This window comes from Sphingobacterium lactis (genome assembly GCF_011046555.1).
Taxonomy (GTDB): Bacteria; Bacteroidota; Bacteroidia; order Sphingobacteriales; family Sphingobacteriaceae; genus Sphingobacterium; species Sphingobacterium lactis.
In genome coordinates, this window is record NZ_CP049246.1 from 1,360,902 (window position 1) to 1,387,037 (window position 26,136).

A 26,136-nucleotide genomic window follows, 5' to 3' on the forward strand; every position below is an offset into this window, starting at 1 on the left:
ATTAATATATTCGATGAAGAAATTCTTTTCGGTAGCCGACGTAGATAATTTAAAAGAAATTGTATCCGAAGCCTTGTCGCTCAAAGCAGCGCCACACGGTAATTCGGAATTGGGTAAGCACCGCATGTTGGGTCTGGTGTTCCTGAACCCGAGCCTCCGCACGCGTTTAAGCACGCAGAAGGCCGCCATTAACCTGGGCATGGATGTTATGGTCATGAACATGGATAAGGACGGATGGGCGCTTGAAACGCGCGATGGCGTGGTCATGAACGGTACCACCGTAGAACATATCCGTGAAGCTGCAGCCGTGATGGGCGAATATTGCGATATCTTGGGCTTGCGGTCTTTTCCTACCCTGAAAGATAAGGAAGCAGATTATTCCGAAGACCTGTTCAACAAATTCATCAAGTTTTGCGGAGTTCCGGTTATTTCCCTGGAAAGTGCGACCCGTCACCCCCTGCAATCTCTGACCGATCTGATCACCATTACAGAACACAAACAAAAAGACAAGCCAAAAGTGGTTTTGGCATGGGCACCCCATGTTAAAGCCTTGCCGCAGGCTGTTCCCAATTCCTTTTCGGAATGGATGTGCCGTGCACAGGAAGAAGGATTGGTGGATTTTACGATCGCCCAGCCAGCAGGCTATGAACTGAGTGAAGAGTTCAGCAAAGGAGCGCATATCACCACGAACCTGGATGAAGCCTTGGCAGATGCCGATTTCGTCTATGTGAAAAACTGGTCCTCCTTTAAGGAGTACGGTGAGGTCTATCCAGTGGCTGAAAATTGGCTGTTGGATAACGAGAAGTTAAAATTAACGAACGATGCCAAGGTGATGCACTGTCTTCCGGTACGTCGCGACTTGGAGCTTTCCTCGGAGATCCTTGACGGTCCGAATTCCTTGGTGATCAAGGAAGCCAGCAATCGCGTATGGGCCGCTCAGGTGGTATTGAAAAGAATGTTAGAAGAACTGAAGGGATAAGATTAGATGTCTGTATTAAATATTATTAAGATTGGTGGGAATGTAATTGATAACCCCGACCAACTTGAAGTATTCCTGGAGAAATTTTCTGCGCTGCCAGGGCGCAAGATATTGGTCCATGGTGGCGGTAAGATCGCTACCCGGATCGCATCGGATATGGGGATCGAGGCCAAGATGGTGGAGGGTCGTCGGATCACGGACGCCGCTATGTTGGATGTGGTCACCATGGTCTATGCCGGACTGACCAACAAGAACATTGTTGCGGCTTTGCAGAAGAACAATTGCAATGCCATTGGTCTCTGTGGCGCGGATGCGAATGTGATCAAGGCGGTGAGACGCCCTGTCAAGGAAATTGATTACGGTTTCGTAGGGGATATCCTGGCAGACTCCATAGATCCATTGGCCATCAAAAAACTTTTGGAAGCGGAGTTCATTCCGGTTTTTTCAGCAATTACCCACAACGGTAACGGACAATTGCTGAATACCAACGCCGATACTATAGCTTCCTCCTTGGCCGTTGCTCTGTCTAAACTATATGAGGTCTCCCTCATCTATTGTTTCGATAAAAACGGTGTTTTATTGGATGTCAATGATGACCAATCGGTGATAGAAACGATCCGATCGTCGGAATTTGAGCGCCTTCGGGATAGCAAGACGATCCATGATGGCATGATCCCAAAATTGTTCAACGCATTCGACGCTATTTCAAAAGGCGTCAGTAATGTGTATATTGGTCATGCTAACAATCTGCACCTGTTCCAGCAGCGTAAGTTTGGAACCTGTCTGATTGCCTAAATCAAGAAATATATGAACAAGATAACCATTATCGGAGGTGGCAATATTGGCCTTTCCCTAGCAAAGGGATTATTGAAGTCCAACTATTGCCAAGCAAATGAAATTACGATCACGCGCCGCAACCTGTCTTCCCTAGCGGAAGAAAAGGAGCTCGGCTTTCGCATCAGTGACTCAAACCCTGATGCGATTGAAGGCGCCGATTTTGTTGTATTAGCGATTCTGCCACAACAAATCAGGAAGGTTATGGACGAGTTGGCACCTGTGCTGAAGCCATCGCAGACCGTAATTTCCGTTGTTTCCGGTGTATCTTGCCAAGATATCAAAACGGTCCTTGGCGCTGACAAGGTGGTGGTTCGGGCGATGCCCAATACGGCCATTGCCATCGGACAGTCCATGACCTGTATCGCTACGGACGATGCACCAGAAGAAAAGGTGAAGGAAGTATCCATTATCTTCGAATCCGTAGGTGCTGTCGTGGTTATCAATGAGGACCTGATGACATCAGCTACGGCCTTGTGTGCCTGTGGCATTGCGTTTTTTCTACGCAGTATCCGTGCGGCATCGCAGGGTGGTGTCGAAATTGGTTTCCATGCCCATGATGCCCTAAAGATGGCCATCCAGACGGCGAAGGGCGCAGCAGATCTGTTGCTGCAGATGGAAAGCCATCCGGAAAGCGAAATCGATAAAGTGACATCACCTAAAGGCTGCACCATTGCCGGTCTCAATGAAATGGAGCACAACGGATTCAGTTCGGCCTTTATCAAGGGCATTAAACTATCCGCCAAGAAAGCCGGAGGCCTGTACAATGACTAATATCGACCAGCTTGCCGAAGAGAGCATTGGGCTCCTTTCCCAATTGATTCGAATTCCATCGTTCAGTCGGGAAGAGGAGCGGACGGCGGATGCCATCGCCAACTTCCTTCAGCAAGATGGAATACCCACACAGCGCGTAGGCAACAACATCATTGCCTACAATCATTTTTTTGATGAAGGTAAGCCAACCATACTGTTGAATTCCCATCACGACACGGTAAAACCCAATCCGGGATATACCAAGGACCCATTTGATCCTATCCAAAACGATGGTAAGCTATTCGGCTTGGGAAGTAATGATGCGGGTGGGTGTCTGGTTTCGCTAATTGCAACATTCCGGTATTATTACAACCGAGAAGACCTGGATTTTAACCTGTGCCTGTTAGCTTCGGCGGAGGAGGAGGTTTCCGGTAAGGGTGGTGTCGAAGCCGCTTTTCCAGAACTGCGTCCCTGTTCTTTCGCCATCGTTGGTGAACCGACCTTGTTGAATCTCGCTGTTGCGGAAAAGGGATTGATGGTCTTGGATTGTGAAGCCATAGGTGTTTCGGGGCATGCAGCTCGCGAAGAGGGGGATAATGCGATATATAAGGCCATGGAAGATATCCAGTGGTTCCGCACCTTTGCCTTCCCACGGCAGTCCGAATTCCTGGGGCCTGTAAAAATGAGTGTCACCATGATCGAAGCCGGTTCTCAGCACAACGTTGTTCCGGCAAGTTGCAAATTTGTGGTCGATGTGCGGACAACGGATGTGTATTCCAATTTGGAAGTGCTGGATATGATCAAGGAACATGTTAGTTCGCATGTTGTAGCGCGTTCTACCCGGTTGAATCCATCTTCCATAGCTGTCGATCATCCCATCGTCCAATCAGGAATTGCGCTCGGAAAGTCCATGTATGGCAGTCCGACCATGAGCGACCAGGCATTATTGCCCATCCCGTCCATCAAAGTAGGGCCAGGGGATTCCGCACGATCCCATACTGCAGATGAATTTATCCATTTGGAGGAACTTCATGAAGGAGTGCGGTTTTATATCGACCTTTTGGGGGATCATTTTAAAATTTAATGCCAATTCAAACCATTTGAGTAGAAAAAAATATAAAAAAACACAAAAAGCAGCTTTTTAGCTGCTTTTTTCGTTCCAGAAAGGATGTTTATGCATAAGTTATGCTCAAATTCCCTGAAAATTCAGATTCTTATAAGGTAATCTGTCTTTTAATGCTTTCTTCCAGTGAGATAATGGTTTCGGTACGTTGGATTCCTTTCAGTCCTTGGATATCCTCGTTCAATACTTTTCTTAAATGAGAAGTGTCCTTACAGATAATTTTAGCGAACATACTGTACTGACCCGTGCAATAGTGCAATTCCACAACTTCCTTCACCTGTTTCAACTGTTCTACAGCATCTGCATACTGCGAACCCTTCTCCAAATAGATTCCAAGGAACGCTGTAATGTCAAATCCAATCTTCTGTGGGTTGATTATTAGGTTTGAGCCGCGAATTATTCCCATTTCTTCCATTTTTTTCATGCGAACATGAATAGTTCCGCCAGAAACAATAAGTTTTTTTGCTATTTCTGTATATGGAATCGATGCATCTTCCATTAAAATGGATAAAATTTGAACGTCAAGCTTGTCTAAATCGTAATTTGTGTAGTTTTTTTCCATAAAAATGGTATTTATATAAGTGTTATTAATGCTTTTTTTAAAATTATCTAAAAAATTTAAAATATTTTCTAAATAAATGCAGAAAAATTTAAATTTGTATAACAAAAAGGCATAAAACTTAAAGTTTTTATGTCCCTTCCCTCAAAATAACATAGGTTTATAATTGGTTAGCGTAGAAGTCCCTCGCCCGGGGGGCTTCTTCCTATTTAAAACCAATCCTACCGCTGTCTTCTGATTTTCTGAATTTTCAAAAATAACAACATTTCTTGTTATTTTAATATTTGATTGATAAAATTAAGGTATTTTTTTTGTAAAATTTACATTGGAGTTTTCCTGATAGTTTTTTGTACTTTAGTTTTAATTCAAAAATATCCCGTGATGCAAGAAGATGATGTAAAGATTTCCCGAAAGAAACCCATTTTTCCCGTTGGCCCAGGACTGGTCAAGTACCTGAAGGCTTACCAACGTGACGGCAAGCTTCCTTTGGCCTACCGTGACCTGTTGAGTTTCCAGGAAACCATTCCATCATTGGATAAATTCGGAAATGATACCCTCTGGGAAATCCCACTCTATCCCCCGCATGTACAGGATACCCTGTACGACCAATTGAAGATTGTCTATGCGCAATTAAAGGCATCCGGTAACACCCGGATTGTGGAACATAAGGTCATTGAGAAAATAGAATTCTGTGCCTTCGGCAATACCCATCCATTTCGGATAAAAATTGTCAACCGGTTGAACGACGTCTATGATTATTTCTATATCAAACAGGCAGATGCATCACGTATCTATGGTTTGGAGTTGGAAGAGATCGTGTCTCCCAATCAGGTGAACTACCTCTATGATCGGGATACGCTTGTTGAAGAACATATCGTCGGTATTCCTGGTGATGTTTTTGCCAAGGGTCGGATTACCAATCCGGATTATAACCAAACGCGGATTGCCAAGGAGTTCGTCAAGTTCAATGAGCGCTGCGTGATTTCCATGCTGGGAGACATGCGTGCGTATAACTTTGTGATGCAGATTACCCCGGACTTTGACGATTTCCAGTTCCGGATCCGAGCCATCGATTTCGATCAGCAATTTTACGAGGGTAATATTAAGGTGTACCTGCCGCAATTCTTCAAGGAGAACTTGCCATTTGTCAAGCTTTCCATGGAGCACCTAAACGAAAAGACGGTATTGCAGTATCAACAAGAGGAACGGTCGTCCATTGTGCATCGTGTTCGGAGCGAACGACACCGGATAAAGGATTTACGGGATGCCTCAAAGACCCAGATGCTGTCCACCCCTGAGAACATAGAACGCTTAAAAGCGGGATATGCGAAGTATTACGATAATGAACATTATTTTAAGTGCCATTCCATGACGGATATCATCGAGCTGAATGTAAAGAATGTGATCCGTCAGGTGCAGCTTTAACGGATTCGCTTCTGGTTGTCCTTAACAAAGGCCTCCCATCCGGAATAGGATTTGCCGGAAGGACTCAGATTCTGCTGGAAGGCATGACAGACGGCTACGGCCAACCCATCGGTCGCATCCAGGAATTCAGGAGTTTCTTTAAAGTTCAACAGGTTTTGCAGCATGGCCGCCACCTGTTCCTTACTGGCGTTACCACTTCCTGTGACCGATTGTTTTATTTTCCTTGGCGCATATTCGAAGATAGGAATATCGTAGTTCAGCGCTGCAGCCATCGCCACCCCTTGTGCTCGCCCCAACTTCAGCATAACTTGGATGTTCTTCCCATAAAACGGTGCCTCCAAAGCAACGGCATCCGGTTTGTATTCCGTGATTAAAGCGTTGACTTTCTTGAATATACGTTGCAATTTAAGTCCGTGGTCATCCAAATGGCCCATCTTGACTACGCCCAAAGTAAGTAAGGTTATTTTCTTGTTGACTTCCTTCAAAACACCATACCCCAGCACCACCGTACCTGGGTCAATCCCTAAAATAATCCGCTCCTTAGCTGGTTCTTTTTGCATAGTGCAAGTATACGATTTTCTAAAGACTGGATTTGAAAATCCGTTATTTATTAAAAAATTGTTAAAATTGTGCTTTCTAAAAATCCATTGACAAAGACACAACGAAAATATCTCAATCTCTTGATCAAAATCGGCATCGTCGCCTTGGCGATGTGGTTCGTGGTGGATAAGGTCAACAATCAGAAGAACCTGCGGGAATTTCAGCACTTGGTGGGCCAGATCGATCCGTTCACCATTCGGACGGTATTGGTGGTGGTTGTGCTGATGATGTTTCTCAATTGGTTCCTGGAGGTGGTTAAATGGCGCTTTTTAAGCCGTCGGATTGAGAAATTGGGATTGTGGACCGCTGTTAAATCGGTTTTTTGTGGGCTTACCTGGGCGATTTTTACGCCGAACCGGATCGGTGAATATGGCGGTCGCGTCATGTTATTAAAGCCGGAGAATAGGGCATCGGGTGCTGTCGCTATGGGGGTTGGGCTATTTGCCCAATTGGTGCTGACCAGTGTGTTCGGCGCTTTGAGTATCGCTTGGTTTGTGACAAAATTTATCGATACACCGACTTCGGTCGATTTTGGTATCTGGTTGCTGGCCATTATCTATGCTTTGGCTTTTCTGGTACTTTACTTCAATGTGTCCTGGGTGGATTACTTGGTCGGCAGGATTAAATTTCTACGGAAGATCAAGCCTTTTTTTGCCGTACTGGAGGATTTCACCGTAAAGGAACTGGCCTATGTCCTTTGGCTGTCAGCTTGTAGGTTCGCCATTTTTACCTCCCAATACATTATCCTGATGTTGGTCATCTTGCCGGAGTTGCCGCTTGTTTCCATGGTGCTGATGATCTTTATTATGTTTTTCATCCAATCGGCAGTGCCTTCCTTGGATATTTTTGATTTTAGTGTCCGTAGTTTTGTGGCAAGCAATCTTTATGCTTACATTACAACCCAGGAAATTGCGGTTATGGCCATTGTGTCCTTAGTTTGGTTTGTCAATCTGATATTCCCGGCTATTATTGGGGCCTTTTTTGTATTTAACGTGAATTACATCAGTGATAGTAAATCTTAGTCTTTTTTTGTTGGTGATGACCATAATCTATGTGGTCCTGGTGCTGTATATGCGAAATGGGTGGATGCGTCTGCCGTATTTTCAACCGAATCCGAGTTATCCCTTGGCTAAGGTCACGGTTATTATTGCTGCCAGAAATGAGGAAGCCAACATTGGTCGGACCCTGGACTGCATCGTAGGGCAGGAGTTCCCACGGGAGCTTTTGGAAGTGATTGTCGTTGATGATCATTCCACGGATGAAACTGGTAACGTCGTAAAAGGCTATGCTGACCGCGGGGTCCATCTGATTACCCTGAATGAAGGCAACAAATTGAACTCTTATAAGAAGTTTGCCATCAATAAGGCAATTCATGCTTCAACAGGTGAAATTATTGTTACTACAGATGCAGATTGTAGGATGGGGCCGAGGTGGTTAATGAATGTAGTGCAGTATATGCAATCCCAACAGAAGGTCATGGTTTCCTCGCCAGTGTGTTATGATGAGGAAAAATCATATTTTGAAAGGTTGCAAACCTTGGAATTCCTGTACCTGATCGGTTTGGGTGCGGCCGGGATTGGTAATGGTAACCCAACCACCTGTAATGGCGCCAATCTAGCCTATCGGAAGGATTTATTCTTTGAAATGGGTGGATTCAATGGGATTGATCAGTTGGCTTCAGGCGATGATGAGCTTCTGCTGCACAAAGTTGCCGAGAAGTATGCCGATAAGATCGGATTCTGTAAATCCAAGGACGCGGTAGTCTATACCGATGCCAAGGAAAATTTAAAGGCCTTCCTGAACCAAAGGAAAAGGTGGGCTTCCAAAAGTACCAAGTATAAGGATAAGAAGGTTGTTGTTCTGGGTGTTTGTATCTGGCTGTTCAACCTGTCGCTATTGGTCAGTGTCGTGTTGCTGCTCTTGGGTTTTACCGAGGCAAGGACGTTGGTCATCGAATCGCTTTTGATGAAGATGCTTGTGGAGTTGGCCTTTCTTTACCCAATCGTCAGCTTTGTGGACAGAAAATCCCTGTTGTGGAACTTACCACTGCTTACGGTAATCCATTCCCTCTACCTTGTTTATATCGGGATTGTCGGCAATATCGGCAAGTACGATTGGAAGGGGAGAACGGTCAAATAGGAACTATAGGTTTTCTTCCTTTACCTTCAGTCGGATCATATCCTCTGCTTTTTTCACGATTTCTTCCACATTCAGGCCCGTAGTATCTATAGGGTCCAGTACCTCCCAGCTCATGGACGTAAATGGACGAAGAGGAAAAGCTCCCCATTGAACCATTTTATAGGAACCATTGATGGCAATGGGAACAACCAAGGCATCCGGATTTTTCTTCAATAAAGTAGCGATGCCGCCAATGGAGAAATTCTTCATCTTCCCTGTTTTTGTGCGTGTTCCTTCCGGAAATATAAACGCCGACCAATTGTTTTTCTTCATGTTATTGGCCAGGGTCAAAATCTCCGCAATGGATTGCTTGGGATCTTTGCGGTCAATATTGGCTGCACCCCCATGCTTCAGGTTAAAGGAAATACTCGGGATACCGGCCGTCATCAATTCGATTTTCGAAATGAATTTCCCGTGGAACCTGCGCATAAAATAAATCAACGGCGGAATATCGTAGGTGCTCTGGTGATTCGCTACGAAAACGATCGGTCGCCCAGTTGGGATGTTCTTGTTGTCTATAAAATGCGTACGATTGAAAAGGATATAGTTGCAGGCAACCAATATACCGTTCAGCATATCCACACTTCTTTTATGCGCACTGTAACCACCTAATTTTAAGCACAACCATTGAATGGGGTGGAATAACAAAAGTGCTACTGCAAAACAGATGTAGAATATAGGCGTAAGGATAAATCCCAGTAATTTTCTCATGGCGATACAAAATTGTGCAAATATAAGGATTTGGCAGATGTTCTGCCTTTTTTGTTTTTAATCCAAAATTTTATGTAAATAAATTTGAATAATGTTAAATCTATTTTTAACTTTATTTAGTTTAATACCTAAAAATATGAAATTTCCCTTGCATTGTCCTGCATGTAACCACGATATGACCGTGGTGAAATTATATTGTGATCACTGCCAAACGGAAGTATCGGGTAAGTTTGGTCTTCCCTTGTTTTTGAAATTGGAACCTGATGAGCAGGATTTCATTATGCAATTCCTTCTGGACTCAGGAAGTTTGAAGGAGATGGCCAATAAAATGGGGAAAAGTTACCCCACTGTTCGGAACAAATTGGATGAATTGATTGAAAAGATAAAAAGTTTATAACCATGCGCGTATTTAAGGAAAAACAAAACATGATGACCTGGTGGATGCTGGCTTTATTGTTGGTAATCATGGGCTATCAGCTTTATCTTTACGGAACGGACTTGGAAAGGTTGATTCGGGAGCCATCTTTATGGATTACGGTATTGGTCATTATATTGTTAGCGGCCATGCAGCTACACACAAGATACGATGAGAAAGGTATTTATGTCCGGTTTTTGCCCTTTGTTTGGGAAAGACAGATTTCATGGGATAGCATTGCACATGCCTACCTCCGCACCTATGATATCAGTGATTTCGGTGGGTGGGGATATCGTGTCGGTCGGCAGGGAAAAGCGTACAATGCCAAGGGTAAGGATGGTTTGCAATTGGTCATGAAAGATGGTAGCCAACTGATGATCGGAACCCAGCATCCTGAGGAGTTAAAGAAAATAATTCAAGACTATAAGCCTTACACTGATGAATTCGAATAGGACCCCGAAAATATGGTATCCCTTTGAACATACCACCACCCAACGGCTATTGCTCTGGGGCGTGTTGGGATTCATTCTGCACGTGCTGCTGAGCTGGTTATGGGATGTCAACCAGGATGCACTATTGCATTTCGCTGAGTCAAAGCCAAAGGCGTGGTGGAAAATCCTTTACAATAACTTCGTGAATATCATTGCGCTGACTGTTGTTCTCTATGTCTATGGGCGCATTGTGTACAATAAGACCCGATGGATTGATGTGCTGGTCGCCATATTGTTCAGTCATATTTTCCTATTCCTGAGCCTCGTAGTTACGTTGAACCCTTACATGGCGGAGATTTCCGGTCAGGTTGTCGATATGGTGAAGAATGGCGATCTGGAGGTAGAGAAACTGGGCGCATTTTCGCTGGCAATGATGTCCATCACAGGATTGCTGGGGATTTTCTTTCTGGTCGTATTTTTCTATTATTTGATTCAGGGTATGAAAATTGCCATCAACAGTAAGAAGTGGTACCATGGGTTGGTCATCGTGTTGTTGGTTTTTATGGTTGACCTGCTTTTACGTATCATACATGTTTATTTATAAGCGAATGAAAAATTATTTTATCCTTTTATTGGTTTTGTGCTCCTGTAGGATGACTGTTGCGCAGTCTTTCGAAGGCAGTTGGAAAGGTAGTCTGGTGGTATCCGCAATGGAACTTCCCCTTATTTTTGAGTTTAAGTACAATGGAGTATGGGAAGGTACTATGCAGAGTCCGATGCAATCCAATGCGAAAATCCCTTTGAGCCGAATCGAGAATCGTGGCGATTCTATTTTTGTTGAGCTTAAACAGGCCGGACTTTCGTATAAAGGCAAATTAAACCAGGATAGAAATGCAATTGAAGGGACTTTCCAACAGCGGACCCTGAAAGCACCCATGGTGTTGACACGCTTGAGCGCTGCACAGGCGGAAGCTGCCGGCACCTTCAAACGATCACAACGGGTCAAACCACCTTATAGCTATGATACCCTGAATGTAAACTTCGAAAATACCATCGATAAGGTCACGCTTGCCGGCACAATGACGTCTCCTAAAGAGAAAGGACGATACCCTGCCGTGGTGCTGGTGACCGGATCCGGTCCGCAGGATCGCAATTCCACTGCATTGGGGCATGAACCCTTTAAAGTGCTGGCGGATTACCTGACCAAACAGGGCATCATCGTGCTGCGTTATGACGACCGCGGCATTGCCCAATCTACTGGCAAGTACCAAACCGCCACAACTGGCGATTTCGGAAAGGATGCCCTTGCGGGACTTCAGTTCCTGCGCAAGCAGGCGAAAGTGGACCCGAATAAAGTAGGCATTGTCGGCCATAGTGAAGGTGGACTGATTTCCTTGATCTTGGCTGGACAGCATGTCGCTGGATTGGATTTTATCGTTTCCCTGAATGGACCCGCCATTCGCATTGATTCCTTGATGATCATGCAGGCGGAAGCTGTGGAGCGCTCCATGGGGAGGACGCTAACCCCAGCGATGAAGGAAAAGGTACTCCGGAATTATGAAATTGCCAAGAGTGACCTGACCACTGAAAAAGCATTCCAAGCGATCATGTCCAATATGAAAGTGATAGAAGGAAGTCAGAATGTTGCCTTTGCCGATGAAATCGGCGTGCTGGTCACACCTTGGTACCGCCACTTCCTCAAAATCGATCCCGTACAGTTCATCAAGAAAATTAAGGTGCCGGTCTTTGCTTCATTTGGGGGTAAAGATATACAGGTGATCGCCGTACCGAATATGGAAAGCATGACAGATAACCTGCCAAAGGGGACAAAGAGTGAAATCAAGATCTATCCAGACCTGAACCACATGAACCAACACGCAAATACCGGGGCGGTTGCTGAATATGCAGAAATTGAGGAGACCATCAGTCCGGAATTGATGGAGGATGTGGCCAATTGGATCAAAGGCCTGAAATAAATCAAAGAAACATGGGGTGAGGAGAAGAGGAAGGCTTTTCTCTGAATCGATAGAGCACACAATAGGGGAGTACGATAATCGTATTCCCTTTTTTAGTTCTTGCTCGTGCTTGGCAGAACAATGTGGTACGGCAAAAAAAATCCGCCCTGTTGGACCAGGACGGATCATGCTTGTTGTTTATATGATAATTGCCTCGAGGCAAATTATGCCGAAAGATACTAATTTATTGTAAATAACCCGGGTTCTGTTCCAAAAGTGGGTTCACGGACCGTTCCGCATACGGAATTGGATAGACAAGTTTCTCCGAATTGTAACTTAAGTTTCCAACATTTCGCTTGGTGCGCTTCAAGTCGTGTAGGCGGTATCCCTCGAATGCCAATTCTGTATCTCTTTCCGCTAAGATGAGATCCAATGTCAAGGTCGAAAGCACATCCACGCCGGCACGTTTCCGAATGGCGTTGATGTCATCCAATGGGGTAGCACCGACCGCTGTGTTCAGCCGGAAATTACATTCTGCCCGGGTTAGGATCAATTCACTTAAGCGTACGATTGGAATATTATCGAAATAGCCGGACCATTTTTGCGTGAACCAGCCGGAGGATTTTACACCGTTCCCTTCGTAGATAAGTTCCGTCTTCCGTTTATCTTTCGGGTCAAAGCTTTCGTAATAGCTGTCAACGATATTGATATCTCCACGACCCACATATCCACCGGTGTTGTTTGTATAGGAAGAATAGAAGGTAGCCAAACCGTCATTTGATGTTCCGGCATTGCTCTGCTCATTCTGGCGAATCTCAAAAACCCCTTCCGAAGAATTCTTTACACGGAATGGAGCTTCAACATCACTTGCCAACGCAAAATTTTCACTGCCAATGATTTCATTGGCGTAATCTCTGGCTTTGTCATATTTTCCCTGTTGCAGGTATAATCTGACCAACATACCCATCGTGGCATAGAGGTCGTTTGTTTCGACATTTTCCAAAAGCTCCAAGGATTTCAATAAGTCATTTTCCGCTTGGGTGTACACTTCAGCAACCGTGCTACGCTTCGCACCTGTGGTAATATCAGGGAATTTCTTTACCGCTTTCAGGACAATGGGCACTGCCGGCGTGCTGTTAGCTCCATTGGCTTCGTAGGGAAGGCCAAAGAGACGGGTGAGTTCAAAGTACATAATGCCACGTACAAAGAGGGCTTTGCCATGGATTTCATTTTTCAGGTTTTCATCACCGACTACGTCCAGTGCTTCAATCACCGTGTTTGCTGCATTGATGGCGCGGTAGGCTTGTGTCCATGTTCGCGCAACATCCGCATTAGTTGATAGCAGGGTCTGCCTGCTGATTTCCCGAAAGGTAGAGAAAGAGCCGGTCCATTGCAGGTAACCTGGATTGGCATACAAGTCGGGCACCATGACTAGGTTGGTGCCGTACAGCGCGCCGCCAGCCATAATGGTATAAGCGCCGACTACTGCATTATTCACATCGGTTTCCGTTTCCAAGGCTTCGTCCGTGCCAATATTGTCCACCGGTTGGATATCCAGCTTCTTGCCGCAGGACGACACCGTCAGAGCAAAAGCGATTAGGGAATAAGTAATTATATTTTTCGTTTTCATGATAATAGGCTTTAATTAAAATCCGACACTGATACCAAAGGAAATAGTTCTCGGCTGTGGTGAAGTATAGAAGTCGTTACCCAACTGATAGCCACCGGCAAATGTGGTGTTGATCTCCGGATCATAACCATCGTATTTCGTAAAGGTCAGGAGGTTCATCGCGGATACATACACACGAGTCCGCTCCATGCCATACCGTGTGGTTAAGGACCTTGGCAAACTATAGCTCAAAACCACATTCTTTACCCGAAAATAGGAGCCATCCTGAAGGTAACGGGAAGAAGGGTTTGTTCCATTCGAATCCAAGAAACGCGGTTGCGGGATATCGGTGTTTCGGTTGTCCTCCGTCCAATAATTCATTTGGTCCACGGTTTGGTTGTCGAAATAATCACCGTTTGCGGCTTGAAAACCACCAGCGGCATTGTATAATTTATTGCCATAAACAAACTGTGTCTGTATATCCAGTGAGAAACTTTTGTAGGAAAGTGTATTTCCCAAACCGCCGAAGAATTTGGCATGTGGGCTGCCCAAGATCTGGGTTGCTGCAGCGGAGTAATCGTTGGTCGTTTCTGTTTTTGACTCATCAACATAATATAAAGCATCGCCGTTTTCCGGATCCACACCCGCATAGGCAACACCATAGAATACGCCGAAAGGTTGACCTTCTTCAACCCGACCCAGATAGCGGCCGCCCGGATAGATCGGTTGTCCATCGTTCAGTTTTGTCACCTTGTTCTTGTTGAACGAGATGTTGAATGATGTGCTCCATTTAAAGTCACCCACGAAATTCTTGCTGTTCAGGGAAAATTCCACCCCTTTATTGTTCATTGCGCCAATGTTGCGGAAGATGGTGCTATAACCGTTTGTAGATTCTATAGGCACGTTCAGGAGCAGGTCTCTTGTATTCTTGAAATAGGCTTCAATGGTACCGGAAAGGCGGTCTGAGAAAAGTCCGAAATCAAATCCAAAGTTGCTCGCGGATGTATTTTCCCACGTCAGTTCCTCGTCTCCGATTTGGAAAGGTACCGTGCCGGGAATGCCCGCATAGTTTGCCCCACTGTAAAGGGATCTCCAACGGTAGTTTCCGATCTCCGCATTACCGGTCCGACCATAGCTGGCGCGGAATTTCAGGAAGTTCAAGGTGCTGTTTTCTTTCAGGAAGTTCTCTTCCGAGATCACCCAACCAAAACCGGCTGCTGGGAATACACCATATTGATTCTTTACACCGAAGCGTGAGGAACCATCCACACGAATGGAACCATCCAGGATATATTTTTCCTTGAATTTGTAATTTGCACGGGCCAGATAGGAAAGGAATGAAAATTCCGAAGCCGATGAACTGGCATTCGATTTAATGGCTGCGCTGGTGATCTTCTGGAACTTATCCGATGGAAATCCATTACCCTCCGCGGAGGTGTATCGAAACTGCCCCTGCTGATAGGACATGCCGCCCATAAGGGATAAATTATGGCGTTCATTGAATGATTTGGTGTACGTCAAGGTATTGTTCGTATTGAAGTTGATGGAACGAGCCTGGTAATTGAAGCCGTATCCACCGACATCACCGCCATCCAATGTTCTTGTGCCTAAATACAACTCTTCTTCCAGGTTTTGAAAATCCAAGCCATATTCTGAACGGAATATGAGATCAGGTGTAATGCGTGCACTCGCATAAACGGTACCAAAAGTTCTGTAAGTATTGGAAAGGTTGTTTCCATCTTCCAGATCGATCAGGTTATTGTAGTACACCGTGTTGCGGTTCAATAATCCATCTTCTCCACGGATTGGTTGGATTGGCGGCAAGGCATTCAGTTGCAGCGGATTCGAAAAGGCATTGTCACTGCTGACACGGTAGTTGTCTATTTTATTGATATTTACGGATCCACCGACATCCAACCAGCTCGTTGCCGAATTATCCACACCCAAGCGGCCAGAGGTGCGGACAAATCTATTACCCACGATAATACCGTTGTTGTCACTGTAGGCACCCGAAGCAATAAAACGGGTTTTGGCGTCGCCGCCGCTTACCGTTGCATTGACTTGTTGGATATTTCCTCTCCGCAAGCCTGCGTTAACCCAATCACTGTCGTGATTGGCATCCCAGTCCGTTGTGCCTGTCCAATCTTCCCAGAATTCGGCCATGCTGCCATAATCGCCGTTCTCACCCACGAGGCCTACATTTTCTGCTGCCACGGTCAATAATTGCCGGTATTGTTCAGCATTCAGGAAATCTCCCTTCTTGGTGGCGTCGTGAAATCCCGCCTGGTAACTGACGTCGATATTGGTTTTGCCAGCTTTCCCTTTTTTCGTGGTAATGAGCACGACACCATTTGAGGCGCGCGCGCCATAAATTGCTGCGGATGCTGCATCCTTCAAAACTTCCATGGATTCGATATCATTCGGGTTGATCGCCGCTAAAGGGTTGTCCGGTTCATCGTATGTACCCATGGCTGATGTTGGTACCGGCACGCCATCGATGACGAACAAGGGTTGCGACCCTGCGGAAATGGATGACGTTCCACGGACACGGATCTGCAAAGCCTGTCCCAGTTTCCCGGAAGAGGAGTTGATAAAAACCCCCGAGGCGCGACCTTGAAGTGCGCTTTCTGCCGTCTGCAGCGGGACGTCCTGCAGGTCGGCCATCTTCACGCTGGCAACGGAACCTGTCAGGTCCTTTTTGGATTGTGTACCGTATCCAACAACCAGTACTTCCTCAAGATCCGCGGCTGATGGATTGAGGGCAACGTCAATATTGATGGAGTTGGAAATGGTAATCTGTTGGGAGGTATATCCCACGAATGTAAAGAATAAAGCTTTGATGTTGCTGTTTACTCCAATTTCGTAACGACCGTTGCCGTCTGTCTGTGCGGCAGAATTACTTCCGACAGCTCGAATGGTTACGCCAGCAATCGGGGTGTTGGTGGCGGCATCCGTAACTGTACCGGTAATGGTCCTGTTCTGCGCAAACGCCAAAATAGGGCATACGCAAAACAAAATGAAAAATGCCAGTTTGTTTTTCATAAATTAAGTTGTTTGGTTAGTATTTGTTTTTCAATAGGCTACTATAGGTAGTAGGCTAAAGTATTCTAAAAATAAATATATCGAAAATTAATAAATCATTGCAAATGATTTTTTGCAATAGTTTTTGGCTTAGGGGTTTAGCAATGCAGTTGGGCTGTTCAGTAGTGAGGTTGATTTAGCAGAAAATGATACTATAAAAGCAAGAACACCCTGTTTTCCAATTTGGACTACAGGGTGTTCTGCGTTTCTCTTAACGACCTTTTGGTGTGGGTTAGGGCGTAGTATTGGATACGGGCAATATTTTCCCGTTGAAATATTTTTGTCCATTTTGGGCAAATTCGGCTACATAACGCCCCATTTCGAACGCTAATGTTCCTGCTTGCAATCCTGGAAATGCCGCTTCGAACATTTCTGTTTGGGATGAGCCTAATGCTAGGCAATTCACTTTGATGCCCCTGTCCTTGAATTCCTCCGCCAAGCACTCGGTCAGAATACCCAAGGCGCCTTTGCTGGCCGAATAGGCGGCAAGACCAGGAAACTTGGAAGAACCCTGAAATCCGCCCATGCTGCTGATGTTGACGATGTGGCTGCCTGCTTCCATCAAAGGAGCGATGTGCTGGATCATCTGGACATGGCCCAGGTAATTCGATTGCAACATGACGGCGATTTCCTCAATGGAGGTTTCCAGAAATGGTTTGTTGATCAGTGCGCCGGCGTTGTTGATCAGGATATCCACTTTGTCGAATTTCGATTTGATGAATGGGATCAATGAATTTGGATAGTCGTCACGGACGATATCAAACTGTGCCGGATAAAGGGTTCCGCCATCGTGGTTGAGGGAGGATGCTATTTCGTGCAATTTACGGAGCTTATCTGCCGATCGAGCCAGGGCAATCACGGTATGTTCCTTGTTTGCCGTCAGGTCCAAAACTGCTTCAAATCCTATTCCACTGCTTGCTCCGGTGATGATAATATTTGCCATTATTCTTCGTCTTCAATTTCTTCTTCGACTTCTTTCGCGGAAGGGAGCTTGTCAGCGCCCAGTCGCTGCGGTCTAAAGATGTAATAGATACCGCTTGAAGCAACCAAAAGAGAGATGATATAAAAAATTAAACTGATTGTTACTGCAATGTGGGGATCCAGTTTGAGGTAGGTCGCCAAACTGAAGATAACCGATTCCCGGAGTCCGATAGCTCCCCCAATGGATGGTACAATGGCCACTAGGGAAGAGACCATGAAGATCAACAGAAAAGGGGAGAATTTGCCGTCAAAATGCATGGCGTAGAGGATGAAAATCGCGGTCAGCGTCTGTAACCCCTGCACGCAGAGTGCTTTGAAGTGTGTTGCCAAGAAACTCTTTAGAAAAGGCTTGAAGAATAAGCGCAGGACATAGAGATAACTTAGCGTACCCACGACAAGTACGGCGATGGTTACGGCATTTGGTATGGCCAGTCGGGGCATAAAGATGACCAATGCGCCGATAATGATACAGAGGGCCCAAAGTCCACTCAACCGGTCAAAGAATACCGCCCCCAACACCTGCCGTCTGGAGATCTGGAAGTTCTTCTTCAGGAAAAATATCTTGTATCCATCACCACCAATGCCGCCCGGCAGGAAAAAGTTGTACAGTAGTCCCAATTGGTACAGCCTGAAATTGTAACGTTCCGTGAGTTGCAACCCGATGGCCTTAAAGAAAGAGTTCAGTCGGGAGGAGGCGATCATCTGGGAGAAAAAATAGGTCAGTAAAGCCAGGGTCAAAAATAGAGGGTTACTGGTTTGGAGCGCCTCTTTGAGTTCAACCAAGGATATTTTTGTGGACACCCAATAAATGGCACCTAAGGTAATGACTACCTTCAGTACATTTTTTGCGATTGCCCAAAGTTTTGATTTGTCCATTTAAAAATGATCGTAAATTCTTTTTGTTACAACATGGGGTATATCCTGCTATACAACAAAAGGAGGTACAAAAGTAAGAAAGCTCCGGCTAAGACAAAGAGCCAATTGTAATCAATGCGTTGATATTTTTCCTTTAACATCATGAACATTAAGATTATAAATATCAAGAATAGGGAAATCGGCGCAAAAATAGCCCATTTATGTGGGAAGTATAGGGAAATGTTTTCCAGTAATTTAGCATCTTTGCTAAAGGAAAAAACGATGCCGGCAATAAAGACAATCAAGATCAATCGTAGGATTGCCTTGGCGACAGTTTTGCTTATGGTATGGTTTTTGGAAGTGTTGTTCATCTAAATTTGCTTAGCATTATTGCTTACGAAGATACATTTTAATAAACTATTTTAAACTTTACAATATGCACAAACGTATTATTTCGTTTTTATCTTTATTAACAGCGTTGTTAGTATTAGGTAGTTGTGGTGCACCGCGCAAAGGTGCTACAGGTGGATCCGATTCAGGATCTGTTTCAGGTCAGGGACCATCCGCTTCGCAATGGCGCTCCGGTGTTAAGGGCAAATGGATATTGAACTCGGTTACCCGTGAAAATATCCCGAGCAGCTACACTGTGAAGAATATGTTCGAAGAAGCGCCGGTAGATTGTTTCATCGGTTCACTTTGGGATCTTCCAGGTGGTGCAAACCGCGGAAGCATTACCTTCAATGCTGATGGACAGCTATGTGCGGCTGGAACTGTTCGTAACATCGTATGGTCTATCCATGATCCGAAGAACGGTGGACAGCCTTCCTTCCAATTCAAGAAGATCTACGCTGGTGACAAAGCATCCAATGTGAACAGTGGTTTCCGTTTGGATCTTTCCTATGCTGATGAGAACAGCCTAGAGATGCGTCTGCCGGTAGCATTGAACGAAGGAACAGGAAACTTGGTGTTGAAGTTCTCAAGAGCTGCTGAATAAGAAACCTATAAAAAACTGACTAAAGGCCACGGGTATTCTCGTGGCCTTTGTTTTTTTATCAATCGTTTACTGTAAATAGCTATATTTGTTGCGTTATAACAATTAGAATGAGTCAAGAAAGTCAAAAGGTTGCACTGATTACCGGAATCACGGGGCAAGATGGTGCCTATTTAGCCGAATTTTTGTTGAAAAAAGGTTATATCGTTCACGGCCTTAAAAGAAGAAGTTCCCTTTTCAATACCGATCGTATCGATCACTTGTACCAGGACCCGCACCAATTGGGCCGCAATTTTGTTTTGCACTATGGTGATCTGACCGATTCGACCAACCTCATTCGTATCATTCAGGAAATCCAACCACAGGAAATCTATAACCTGGCGGCACAATCGCATGTTAAGGTTAGCTTTGATACACCAGAATACACAGCCAATGCCGATGGTATCGGAACGCTCCGGATCTTGGAGGCTGTCCGTTTGTTGGGATTGACGGATAAAACACGCATCTATCAAGCTTCCACCTCGGAGCTTTATGGTCTGGTGCAAGCGGTGCCGCAGAGTGAAACAACCCCATTCTATCCGCGCAGCCCGTATGCGGTGGCAAAATTATACGCTTATTGGATTACCGTGAACTATCGGGAGGCCTATAACATGTATGCCTGCAATGGGATTCTTTTCAACCATGAAAGCCCTGTGCGTGGTGAAACCTTCGTAACGCGCAAGATTACGCGCGCTGCAGCGAAGATTGCCTTGGGACTTCAGGATAAACTTTATTTAGGAAACCTATCTGCGCAGCGCGATTGGGGCCATGCGAAAGATTACGTTGAAGCCATGTGGTTGATCCTACAACAGGAAAAGCCAGAGGATTTCGTCATTGCAACCGGTGTGACGACCACCGTTCGTGATTTTGTGCGCATGAGTTTTGCCGAGCTAGGTGTAGAGATTGAGTTTTCCGGGAAAGGAGAAGCCGAAAAAGGAGTAATCATCGACCGTGATGACGAGCGCTTGAAAGCATTAGGGCTGGATCCAGAGAAAATAAAATTAGGACAAACCGTAGTTAAGGTTGATCCTGCATATTACCGCCCAACAGAGGTGGATCTGTTAATAGGCGATCCGACCAAGGCCAATTCCAAATTGGGCTGGATACCGAAATATAACCTTGAAATGTTGGTCAACGAAATGGTATTGTCTGATTTAAAGCTGATGCAGCGGGAGGAATACCTGAAGGAAGGTGGTTTTGATATCTTAAATTATTTTGAATAACAGCAACTTGGAACAATATTTGCTCCCGAAAGTTAATTAAATATTAAGAATTCGTTTTGAAATTGTTCTGGGCGATTGCGCAGGCGATTTTCAAGGAGAAAATGGGAAATGAAAACAGAAGTAAAACATACCGAAAAAACAGTCTCTTCACAAGAACCGGTCGTAAAACGGGACAATTCGAAGATCTATTTTTTCATATTAGCGATAGCAGCCCTCTTAGCAACAAATATCTATTTTTACGTTAAATACAAATCATCCGGAGAGAAGTTATATACCGTAACCCTTCAGAAAGAGAATTTACAGATAGAGATTGATCGTATAGAAGCTGAACTGGATAATATTAAGGCAGAAGGCATCAGCAGCACGGCTGCTTTGGTCGCTGCAGAGCAATCCGCTCGCCAGAAAATAGAAGAATTGCGCCGCAACCTGGAGAATAAGGGGCTTACTGATGGACAGATGGAATCGGCACGTCAGGAAGTCTTGGCTTTGAAAGGGAAAGTATCCACCATGAAGGATGATGTGACGGCACTTCGGATCAAGAACCAGATGTTGGCCGAAGCTAACAGCCAATTGGTACAGCAGGTCAAAGATTCCGAAGGCAAAGTGAATGCCGTACAGGCTGAAAAACAAGTCTTGACGGACAAGATCGTGAAAGCATCGTCCATTAAAGTTTCCAATATCCATTTGATCGGGGTAGAGGAGAAGAAAAATGGTTCATTAGAGAACGAAACCAAAGCGAAACGCATCGATAAATTACAGATTGATTTTACAGTTGCGGATAATCCACTTGCTGAAATGGGCAAAAAGGACATCTTTGTGCGCATCATCAATCCAAAAGGTAATCTAATCGCCTATTCTGAAGATTTATTCTATGTACATGGCGAAAAGTTGCAGTATACCTTCAAGGAGGAAATCAACTTCACCAACAATGGGCAGGAATATCAGATGATGTGGGCGGACAATGACCATAAATTCCAAAAAGGAGCTTATACGGTGCTGTTGTATGCTGACAATTCCATTATGGGTAGAGCTTCATTGGTACTGAAATAAGCAATCATTTATACGAAATTCTTAAAGGACCGTTTGTTATGCAATCGGTCTTTTTTTTGCACTCAAGTTTCAGGATTTTTCTCGCGCTGGGCAATCAGGATATGCATAGCAACTATGCTTGATCTCAAAATGAATAAGGCATAAAAAAACGCCACTGATCGAGATCAGCGGCGTTTTCTTGGTATTATTGTCGAATTAGTCTTCCAATAAGAACGGATAACGGTAGTTGGTATCCGGGTTGAAAGTTTCTTTAATTGTTCTTGGAGATACCCAACGCAATAAGTTGATCATTGAACCAGCCTTATCGTTTGTACCTGAACCGCGGGCTCCACCGAATGGTTGTTGGCCTACGACTGCACCGGTACATTTATCGTTGATGTAGAAGTTACCTGCTGCATTTCTAAGCGCATGTGTAGCCTCTTCGATTGCATAACGGTCTTGAGCGATAATGGATCCTGTCAAAGCATAGATGGAAGTTTCATCCACAACTTTTAAAGTCTCTTCCCATTTGTTGTCATCATATACATACACAGTCAATACCGGACCGAACAATTCTTCGCTCATGGTTTCGTAATCTGCTTTTTTGGCTAAGATCACAGTCGGGTGGATAAAGTATCCTTTTGACTTGTCGTACTCCCCGCCAATGATCACTTCCGCATCTTTGGAATCTTTCGCTCTATCGATGTAGCTGGTGATCTTATCGAATGCTTTCTCATCGATCACCGCATTGATGAAGTTGCTGAAGTCTTCCGTACCACCGATCTTGAACGTTTTGATGTCACGCTCCATTGCGCTCTTCAAATCGTTCCAAAGGGATTTCGGTACATATGCACGGGACGCTGCAGAACATTTCTGTCCTTGGAATTCAAAAGCACCACGAACCAAAGCAGTGTTCAACACATCAAGATCCGCTGAAGGGTGCGAAAGAATAAAGTCCTTACCGCCTGTTTCCCCAACGATACGAGGATATGTTTTGTACAAGTGGATGTTTTCACCAATTGTTTTCCAGATGTTCTGGAATACGCCAGTGGAACCTGTGAAGTGAATACCTGCAAAATCTGGGTGCTTGAAGATTACATCTCCAGCATCTGGACCAGATACGTATACCAAGTTGATCACGCCATCAGGTACACCAGCTTCTCTGAAGATTTGCATCAAGACATTCGCGGAGTAAATCTGCGTATTTGCTGGTTTCCAAACAACCACATTCCCCATCATGGCCGCACTTGTTGGTAAGTTACCTGCGATAGCCGTAAAGTTGAATGGTGTCAAAGCAAATACGAAACCTTCAAGTGGGCGTTGCTCCACTCTGTTCCATACATTCTTCGGACTGATCGGCGGTTGTTGCTGATAGATCTCCGTCATGTACTTCACGTTGAAACGTAAGAAGTCAGCGATCTCACAAGCAGAGTCGATTTCCGCTTGGTATGGGTTCTTGGATTGACCCAACATGGTCGCCGCGTTCAACTTGTAACGGTATTTTGTAGAAATCAATTCGGCAGCTTTCAAGAAGATAGCGGCGCGTTGTTCCCAAGGCAAGTTTTCCCAGTCATTCTTTGCTGCTAAAGCGGCATTGATCGCATTGGTAACATCTTGCTTCGTTCCTTGATTATAATAACCCAATACATGTTGGTGATCATGCGGAGGTGTGATTTTTACTTTCTTGCTGCTGCGAACTTCTTCTCCACCAATGTACATGGGGATATCCAATTCAGTCGCTCTTGCTGCTGCAATCGCTTCTTTCAATAAAGTTCTTTCTTTTGTTCCTGGTGCATATGAATACACCGGCTCATTGGTTGGCGTCGGAACGTTAAAAAATCCTTTTAACATAATGCTATTGTTTTATTTAATTTTTTTAAATGATAAACATCAATTTCCCAATAACCGTAACCATGCTGTTGGACAGGATACAGTGTAGGAAAATTACACCCCGAAGTTACGCATAATAGTTATTTTCTGTGAAACATATACCTGCTTATTGTTAACCTATTTTGTTCTTTTTGCATATATATGACAAGTATAATAGCCAATTCTGTTTTATTTTGGCAGAATCGGTTTATGTCACCTTTATATTCTTTTCATGCTTCCATTTCGGTTACGGTTCAAATAGATGTAAACCCTTTTTTTCATAGTGTCCGCCGTGTAATACGCACTGAAATGTTTGAAATTTTCGGGGTACCTTGTCCGACATGCGAGCGTGGTGAGAGCGTACTGAGAGCGAGGTGAGAGCGTGTCTATAGACACGCTCTCACCACGTTTACACCTCGGATTCACCTCGAACAAGGTCCAAACGTCGCTCAGTCCCATTCAGGCCTGTTTTTTATTATTTTGAGATTGGAAAAGCCATAAGGAATAATCCGGATTGATGAAAATATCATTCCTTGACAGCGTGTTAAGCTTGTTATATTCCTAATATATAAAAGGGATATGTATCGATCTTATAAAATCAATACGATGTGGGTAAAATGCGTTCGGTTGATTGTAATTCCTTAAATATAAGGTATTTAAATGGGTTTTGGTCAATTCTTTTTTGAATTTTATAAAAAAAAGAAGGTGCCCATTAAGTGGGCACCTTCCATTCTCGTTAAGATATGATAAAGGACTATCCTTTAGCTTCTGAGTAACGTTTTGCTACTTCGTCCCAATTTACTACGTTGAAGATTTCTTCTAAGTAGGCTGGGCGTTTGTTTTGGAATTTCAAGTAGTAAGCATGCTCCCAAACGTCGATACCGAAGATTGGCGTTCCTTGTACTTCCGCTACGTCCATTAAAGGGTTATCTTGGTTTGGCGTAGATGTTACGGCCAATTTACCGTCTTTACCAACGATTAACCAAGACCATCCTGATCCGAAACGTGTCGCACCTGCTTCCTGCAATTTTTTCTTCAATTCATCGAATGAACCGAAAGTAGCATTGATATCATCAGCTAGTGCACCTGTAGGCTCACCACCTGCGTTCGGACCCAATACTGTCCAGAATAATCTGTGGTTCCAATCACCACCTGCATTGTTGCGTACCGCTGCAGGGTATTTGCTGATGTTTTTTACGATTTCATCCAAAGAAAGGTTTTCTGCATCCGTACCAGCGATCGCTTTGTTCAAGTTATCTACATAAGCTTTGTGGTGACGGTCATGGTGGATTTCCATGGTTTCTTTGTCAATATGAGGTTCTAATGCGTCAGTTGCGTAAGGCAACGCTTCTAGTTCAAATGCCATAATAATATGTTTTATTTTTATTAATTATCAATATACGAATATAACAAATAAAGGCCGTTTTTGTTTCGGTTACGGTCGCGATTGTGGATAACTTATCTTTTATTGCGGAAAAAAGACATCATCAGTGCTGCACACTCCGATTCCAGGACACCGCCGACGATCGTGGTCTTCGGGTGGATGATTTTATCGTGGATGCTGGAGTACCCTCTTTTTTCGTCCCGAGCGCCATAGACGATACGCGGGATTTGGGTCCAATAGCTGGCTCCAGCGCACATCACGCAGGGTTCGATGGTGACATAGAGGGTGCAATCCCGCAGGTATTTGCCACCCAGGAAATTGGCGGCTGCGGTAAAAGCCTGCATCTCGGCATGTGCCGTGACATCATTCAGCCGCTCCGTAAGGTTATAACCTTTGCCAATGATCTTGCCGTTGGATACAATAATAGCTCCAATAGGAATCTCGTCCTCCTCAAAGGCACGTTGGGCAAGTTTCAGCGCTTCCCGCATGTATTGTTCGTCCAGGTTAGCACCGGATAGGGGATGGTTATCTTCGAAATTATATACTTTCATTATTTCAGTTTCGCACCATTGGGTACGGCTTTGTCCACGCTCGTCAGGATAATGTCGCCGTTTTCATCGGCAAATCCTGTCACCAAGCATTCGGACATAAAATTAGCAATCTGTTTTTTGGGGAAATTGACGACGGCGACCACCTGCTTGCCGATCAGCTCCGCTTTGCTGTAATGGGCGGTGATCTGGGCCGATGATTTCAGGATTCCTATTTCTTCACCAAAGTCGATACGCAGTTGGTACGCTGGGTTCTTCGCTTTGGGAAAATCCTCGGCTGCCAAGATGGTGCCCACCCGGAGGTCAACAGCTTCAAATTCAGCCCACGAAAGCAACTTCTCCATCCTTACAATCTGTTGGAATCCAAGTCTGCAAGTTCCTTGGATAGCGTGAATACGACATAGTCAATGTTACGGTTCAGGCGTTTGGCCAAACGCTGCAAAAGGACATCCTCTTGACCTGCTGAAAACTGCAAATCTTCTTCGGAAAGGCTGTTATATTTCCGTTTCAACTTCAGTTTTAGGATAGGCCAATCTTGGTCTTGGATCTTAAAATTATACATAT

The 26,136-nt window shown here is 44.7% G+C and carries 27 protein-coding genes; 14 read left to right on the plus strand and 13 right to left on the minus strand.

Features of this window, described 5'->3' with window-relative positions; translation table 11 throughout:
* The first annotated feature begins 13 nt into the window (after positions 1-13).
* Genes G6N79_RS05980 through G6N79_RS05995 form a run of 4 tightly spaced genes read left to right on the plus strand, consistent with a single transcriptional unit; the run spans position 14 to position 3,650 of the window.
* Positions 14-979, plus strand: a complete 966-nt coding sequence (locus G6N79_RS05980; protein ID WP_103906760.1) for a Rossmann-fold NAD(P)-binding domain-containing protein — start codon at positions 14-16, stop codon at positions 977-979.
* A gap of 6 nt (positions 980-985) precedes the next feature.
* Complete coding sequence (gene argB / locus G6N79_RS05985) at positions 986-1,774, plus strand: acetylglutamate kinase (protein WP_103906761.1); 789 nt, start codon at positions 986-988, stop codon at positions 1,772-1,774.
* 12 nt (positions 1,775-1,786) lie between these two features.
* Positions 1,787-2,587, plus strand: a complete 801-nt coding sequence (proC, locus tag G6N79_RS05990) for a pyrroline-5-carboxylate reductase (RefSeq protein ID WP_103906762.1) — start codon at positions 1,787-1,789, stop codon at positions 2,585-2,587.
* Positions 2,580-3,650, plus strand: a complete 1,071-nt coding sequence (locus G6N79_RS05995) for a M20 family metallo-hydrolase (protein ID WP_103906763.1) — start codon at positions 2,580-2,582, stop codon at positions 3,648-3,650. Before proC ends, G6N79_RS05995 begins: the two co-directional genes overlap by 8 nt.
* A 130-nt stretch (positions 3,651-3,780) precedes the next feature.
* Here the strand turns inward: G6N79_RS05995 and G6N79_RS06000 are convergent, their stop codons facing one another.
* Positions 3,781-4,251: an Lrp/AsnC ligand binding domain-containing protein gene (locus G6N79_RS06000; RefSeq protein WP_103906764.1), complete on the minus strand. Its 471-nt coding sequence runs from the start codon at positions 4,249-4,251 to the stop codon at positions 3,781-3,783.
* Between the two features lie 378 nt (positions 4,252-4,629).
* On the opposite strand from G6N79_RS06000, the gene G6N79_RS06005 reads away from it, so the two are divergent.
* On the plus strand, positions 4,630-5,673 hold the full coding sequence (locus tag G6N79_RS06005; protein ID WP_103906765.1) for a hypothetical protein: 1,044 nt from the start codon (positions 4,630-4,632) through the stop codon (positions 5,671-5,673).
* Here the strand turns inward: G6N79_RS06005 and ruvC are convergent.
* Positions 5,670-6,233 carry a crossover junction endodeoxyribonuclease RuvC gene (gene ruvC, locus G6N79_RS06010; protein ID WP_103906766.1) on the minus strand — a complete coding sequence of 188 codons (564 nt, stop codon included), beginning with the start codon at positions 6,231-6,233 and terminating at the stop codon, positions 5,670-5,672. The two genes, G6N79_RS06005 and ruvC, sit on opposite strands and share 4 nt — an antisense overlap.
* 69 nt (positions 6,234-6,302) lie before the next feature.
* Here ruvC and G6N79_RS06015 point away from each other — a divergent pair, with 69 nt between their 5' ends.
* Together G6N79_RS06015 and G6N79_RS06020 are read left to right on the plus strand one after the other, a co-directional pair.
* Positions 6,303-7,295, plus strand: coding sequence for a lysylphosphatidylglycerol synthase domain-containing protein (locus tag G6N79_RS06015; RefSeq protein ID WP_241241726.1), 993 nt, complete (start codon positions 6,303-6,305; stop codon positions 7,293-7,295).
* A gap of 16 nt (positions 7,296-7,311) precedes the next feature.
* Positions 7,312-8,412, plus strand: a complete 1,101-nt coding sequence (locus G6N79_RS06020) for a glycosyltransferase family 2 protein (protein WP_103906768.1) — start codon at positions 7,312-7,314, stop codon at positions 8,410-8,412.
* Positions 8,413-8,415: 3 nt separating this feature from the next.
* On the opposite strand, the gene G6N79_RS06025 is transcribed toward G6N79_RS06020, so the two are convergent.
* A complete protein-coding gene (locus G6N79_RS06025; RefSeq protein ID WP_103906769.1) occupies positions 8,416-9,162 on the minus strand; it encodes a lysophospholipid acyltransferase family protein in 747 nt (248 codons plus the stop codon).
* Between the two features lie 136 nt (positions 9,163-9,298).
* On the opposite strand from G6N79_RS06025, the gene G6N79_RS06030 reads away from it, so the two are divergent.
* From G6N79_RS06030 to G6N79_RS06045, 4 genes are read left to right on the plus strand one after another with little or no spacing between them, the layout of a single operon-like run.
* Positions 9,299-9,559: a DUF2089 family protein gene (locus tag G6N79_RS06030; protein ID WP_103906770.1), complete on the plus strand. Its 261-nt coding sequence runs from the start codon at positions 9,299-9,301 to the stop codon at positions 9,557-9,559.
* Between the two features lie 2 nt (positions 9,560-9,561).
* Positions 9,562-10,029, plus strand: coding sequence for a hypothetical protein (locus G6N79_RS06035; RefSeq protein WP_103906771.1), 468 nt, complete (start codon positions 9,562-9,564; stop codon positions 10,027-10,029).
* Positions 10,016-10,612, plus strand: a complete 597-nt coding sequence (locus G6N79_RS06040) for a hypothetical protein (protein WP_103906772.1) — start codon at positions 10,016-10,018, stop codon at positions 10,610-10,612. The genes G6N79_RS06035 and G6N79_RS06040 overlap by 14 nt, the downstream gene beginning before the upstream one ends.
* Before the next feature lie 4 nt (positions 10,613-10,616).
* A complete protein-coding gene (locus G6N79_RS06045; RefSeq protein ID WP_160003757.1) occupies positions 10,617-11,984 on the plus strand; it encodes an alpha/beta hydrolase family protein in 1,368 nt (455 codons plus the stop codon).
* 223 nt (positions 11,985-12,207) lie between these two features.
* Here the strand turns inward: G6N79_RS06045 and G6N79_RS06050 are convergent, their stop codons facing one another.
* The 5 genes from G6N79_RS06050 to G6N79_RS06070 form a co-directional block, all read right to left on the minus strand.
* Positions 12,208-13,593: a RagB/SusD family nutrient uptake outer membrane protein gene (locus G6N79_RS06050; RefSeq protein ID WP_103906774.1), complete on the minus strand. Its 1,386-nt coding sequence runs from the start codon at positions 13,591-13,593 to the stop codon at positions 12,208-12,210.
* Between the two features lie 15 nt (positions 13,594-13,608).
* Positions 13,609-16,614: a SusC/RagA family TonB-linked outer membrane protein gene (locus G6N79_RS06055; RefSeq protein ID WP_103906775.1), complete on the minus strand. Its 3,006-nt coding sequence runs from the start codon at positions 16,612-16,614 to the stop codon at positions 13,609-13,611.
* 271 nt (positions 16,615-16,885) lie between these two features.
* Complete coding sequence (locus tag G6N79_RS06060) at positions 16,886-17,596, minus strand: SDR family NAD(P)-dependent oxidoreductase (RefSeq protein ID WP_103906776.1); 711 nt, start codon at positions 17,594-17,596, stop codon at positions 16,886-16,888.
* A complete protein-coding gene (locus G6N79_RS06065; RefSeq protein ID WP_103906777.1) occupies positions 17,596-18,510 on the minus strand; it encodes a lysylphosphatidylglycerol synthase transmembrane domain-containing protein in 915 nt (304 codons plus the stop codon). The genes G6N79_RS06060 and G6N79_RS06065 overlap by 1 nt, the downstream gene beginning before the upstream one ends.
* A 26-nt stretch (positions 18,511-18,536) precedes the next feature.
* Positions 18,537-18,860 carry a hypothetical protein gene (locus G6N79_RS06070; RefSeq protein WP_103906778.1) on the minus strand — a complete coding sequence of 108 codons (324 nt, stop codon included), beginning with the start codon at positions 18,858-18,860 and terminating at the stop codon, positions 18,537-18,539.
* 65 nt (positions 18,861-18,925) lie between these two features.
* Here G6N79_RS06070 and G6N79_RS06075 point away from each other — a divergent pair, with 65 nt between their 5' ends.
* The 3 genes from G6N79_RS06075 (at position 18,926) to G6N79_RS06085 (ending at position 21,792) form a co-directional block, all read left to right on the plus strand.
* Positions 18,926-19,483, plus strand: coding sequence for a hypothetical protein (locus G6N79_RS06075; protein ID WP_103906779.1), 558 nt, complete (start codon positions 18,926-18,928; stop codon positions 19,481-19,483).
* 107 nt (positions 19,484-19,590) lie between these two features.
* Positions 19,591-20,742 carry a GDP-mannose 4,6-dehydratase gene (gene gmd / locus G6N79_RS06080; RefSeq protein ID WP_103906780.1) on the plus strand — a complete coding sequence of 384 codons (1,152 nt, stop codon included), beginning with the start codon at positions 19,591-19,593 and terminating at the stop codon, positions 20,740-20,742.
* Between the two features lie 108 nt (positions 20,743-20,850).
* A complete protein-coding gene (locus G6N79_RS06085) occupies positions 20,851-21,792 on the plus strand; it encodes a hypothetical protein (RefSeq protein ID WP_103906781.1) in 942 nt (313 codons plus the stop codon).
* Positions 21,793-21,987: 195 nt separating this feature from the next.
* Here the strand turns inward: G6N79_RS06085 and pruA are convergent, their stop codons facing one another.
* The 5 genes from pruA to G6N79_RS06110 all read right to left on the minus strand — a co-directional run bounded on the left by pruA (position 21,988) and on the right by G6N79_RS06110 (position 26,134).
* The gene (gene pruA / locus G6N79_RS06090) at positions 21,988-23,622 is read right to left on the minus strand and encodes an L-glutamate gamma-semialdehyde dehydrogenase (RefSeq protein ID WP_103906782.1); all 1,635 of its coding nucleotides are present in this window, start codon (positions 23,620-23,622) and stop codon (positions 21,988-21,990) included.
* A gap of 772 nt (positions 23,623-24,394) precedes the next feature.
* Positions 24,395-25,006 carry a superoxide dismutase gene (locus G6N79_RS06095; protein ID WP_103906783.1) on the minus strand — a complete coding sequence of 204 codons (612 nt, stop codon included), beginning with the start codon at positions 25,004-25,006 and terminating at the stop codon, positions 24,395-24,397.
* Between the two features lie 92 nt (positions 25,007-25,098).
* Entirely contained in the window at positions 25,099-25,575 is a 477-nt protein-coding gene (locus G6N79_RS06100) for a nucleoside deaminase (RefSeq protein WP_103906784.1), read from the minus strand.
* On the minus strand, positions 25,575-25,916 hold the full coding sequence (locus G6N79_RS06105) for a tRNA-binding protein (protein WP_103906785.1): 342 nt from the start codon (positions 25,914-25,916) through the stop codon (positions 25,575-25,577). Before G6N79_RS06105 ends, G6N79_RS06100 begins: the two co-directional genes overlap by 1 nt.
* A 2-nt stretch (positions 25,917-25,918) precedes the next feature.
* Complete coding sequence (locus G6N79_RS06110; protein WP_103906786.1) at positions 25,919-26,134, minus strand: hypothetical protein; 216 nt, start codon at positions 26,132-26,134, stop codon at positions 25,919-25,921.
* Between the last annotated feature and the right edge of the window lie 2 nt (positions 26,135-26,136).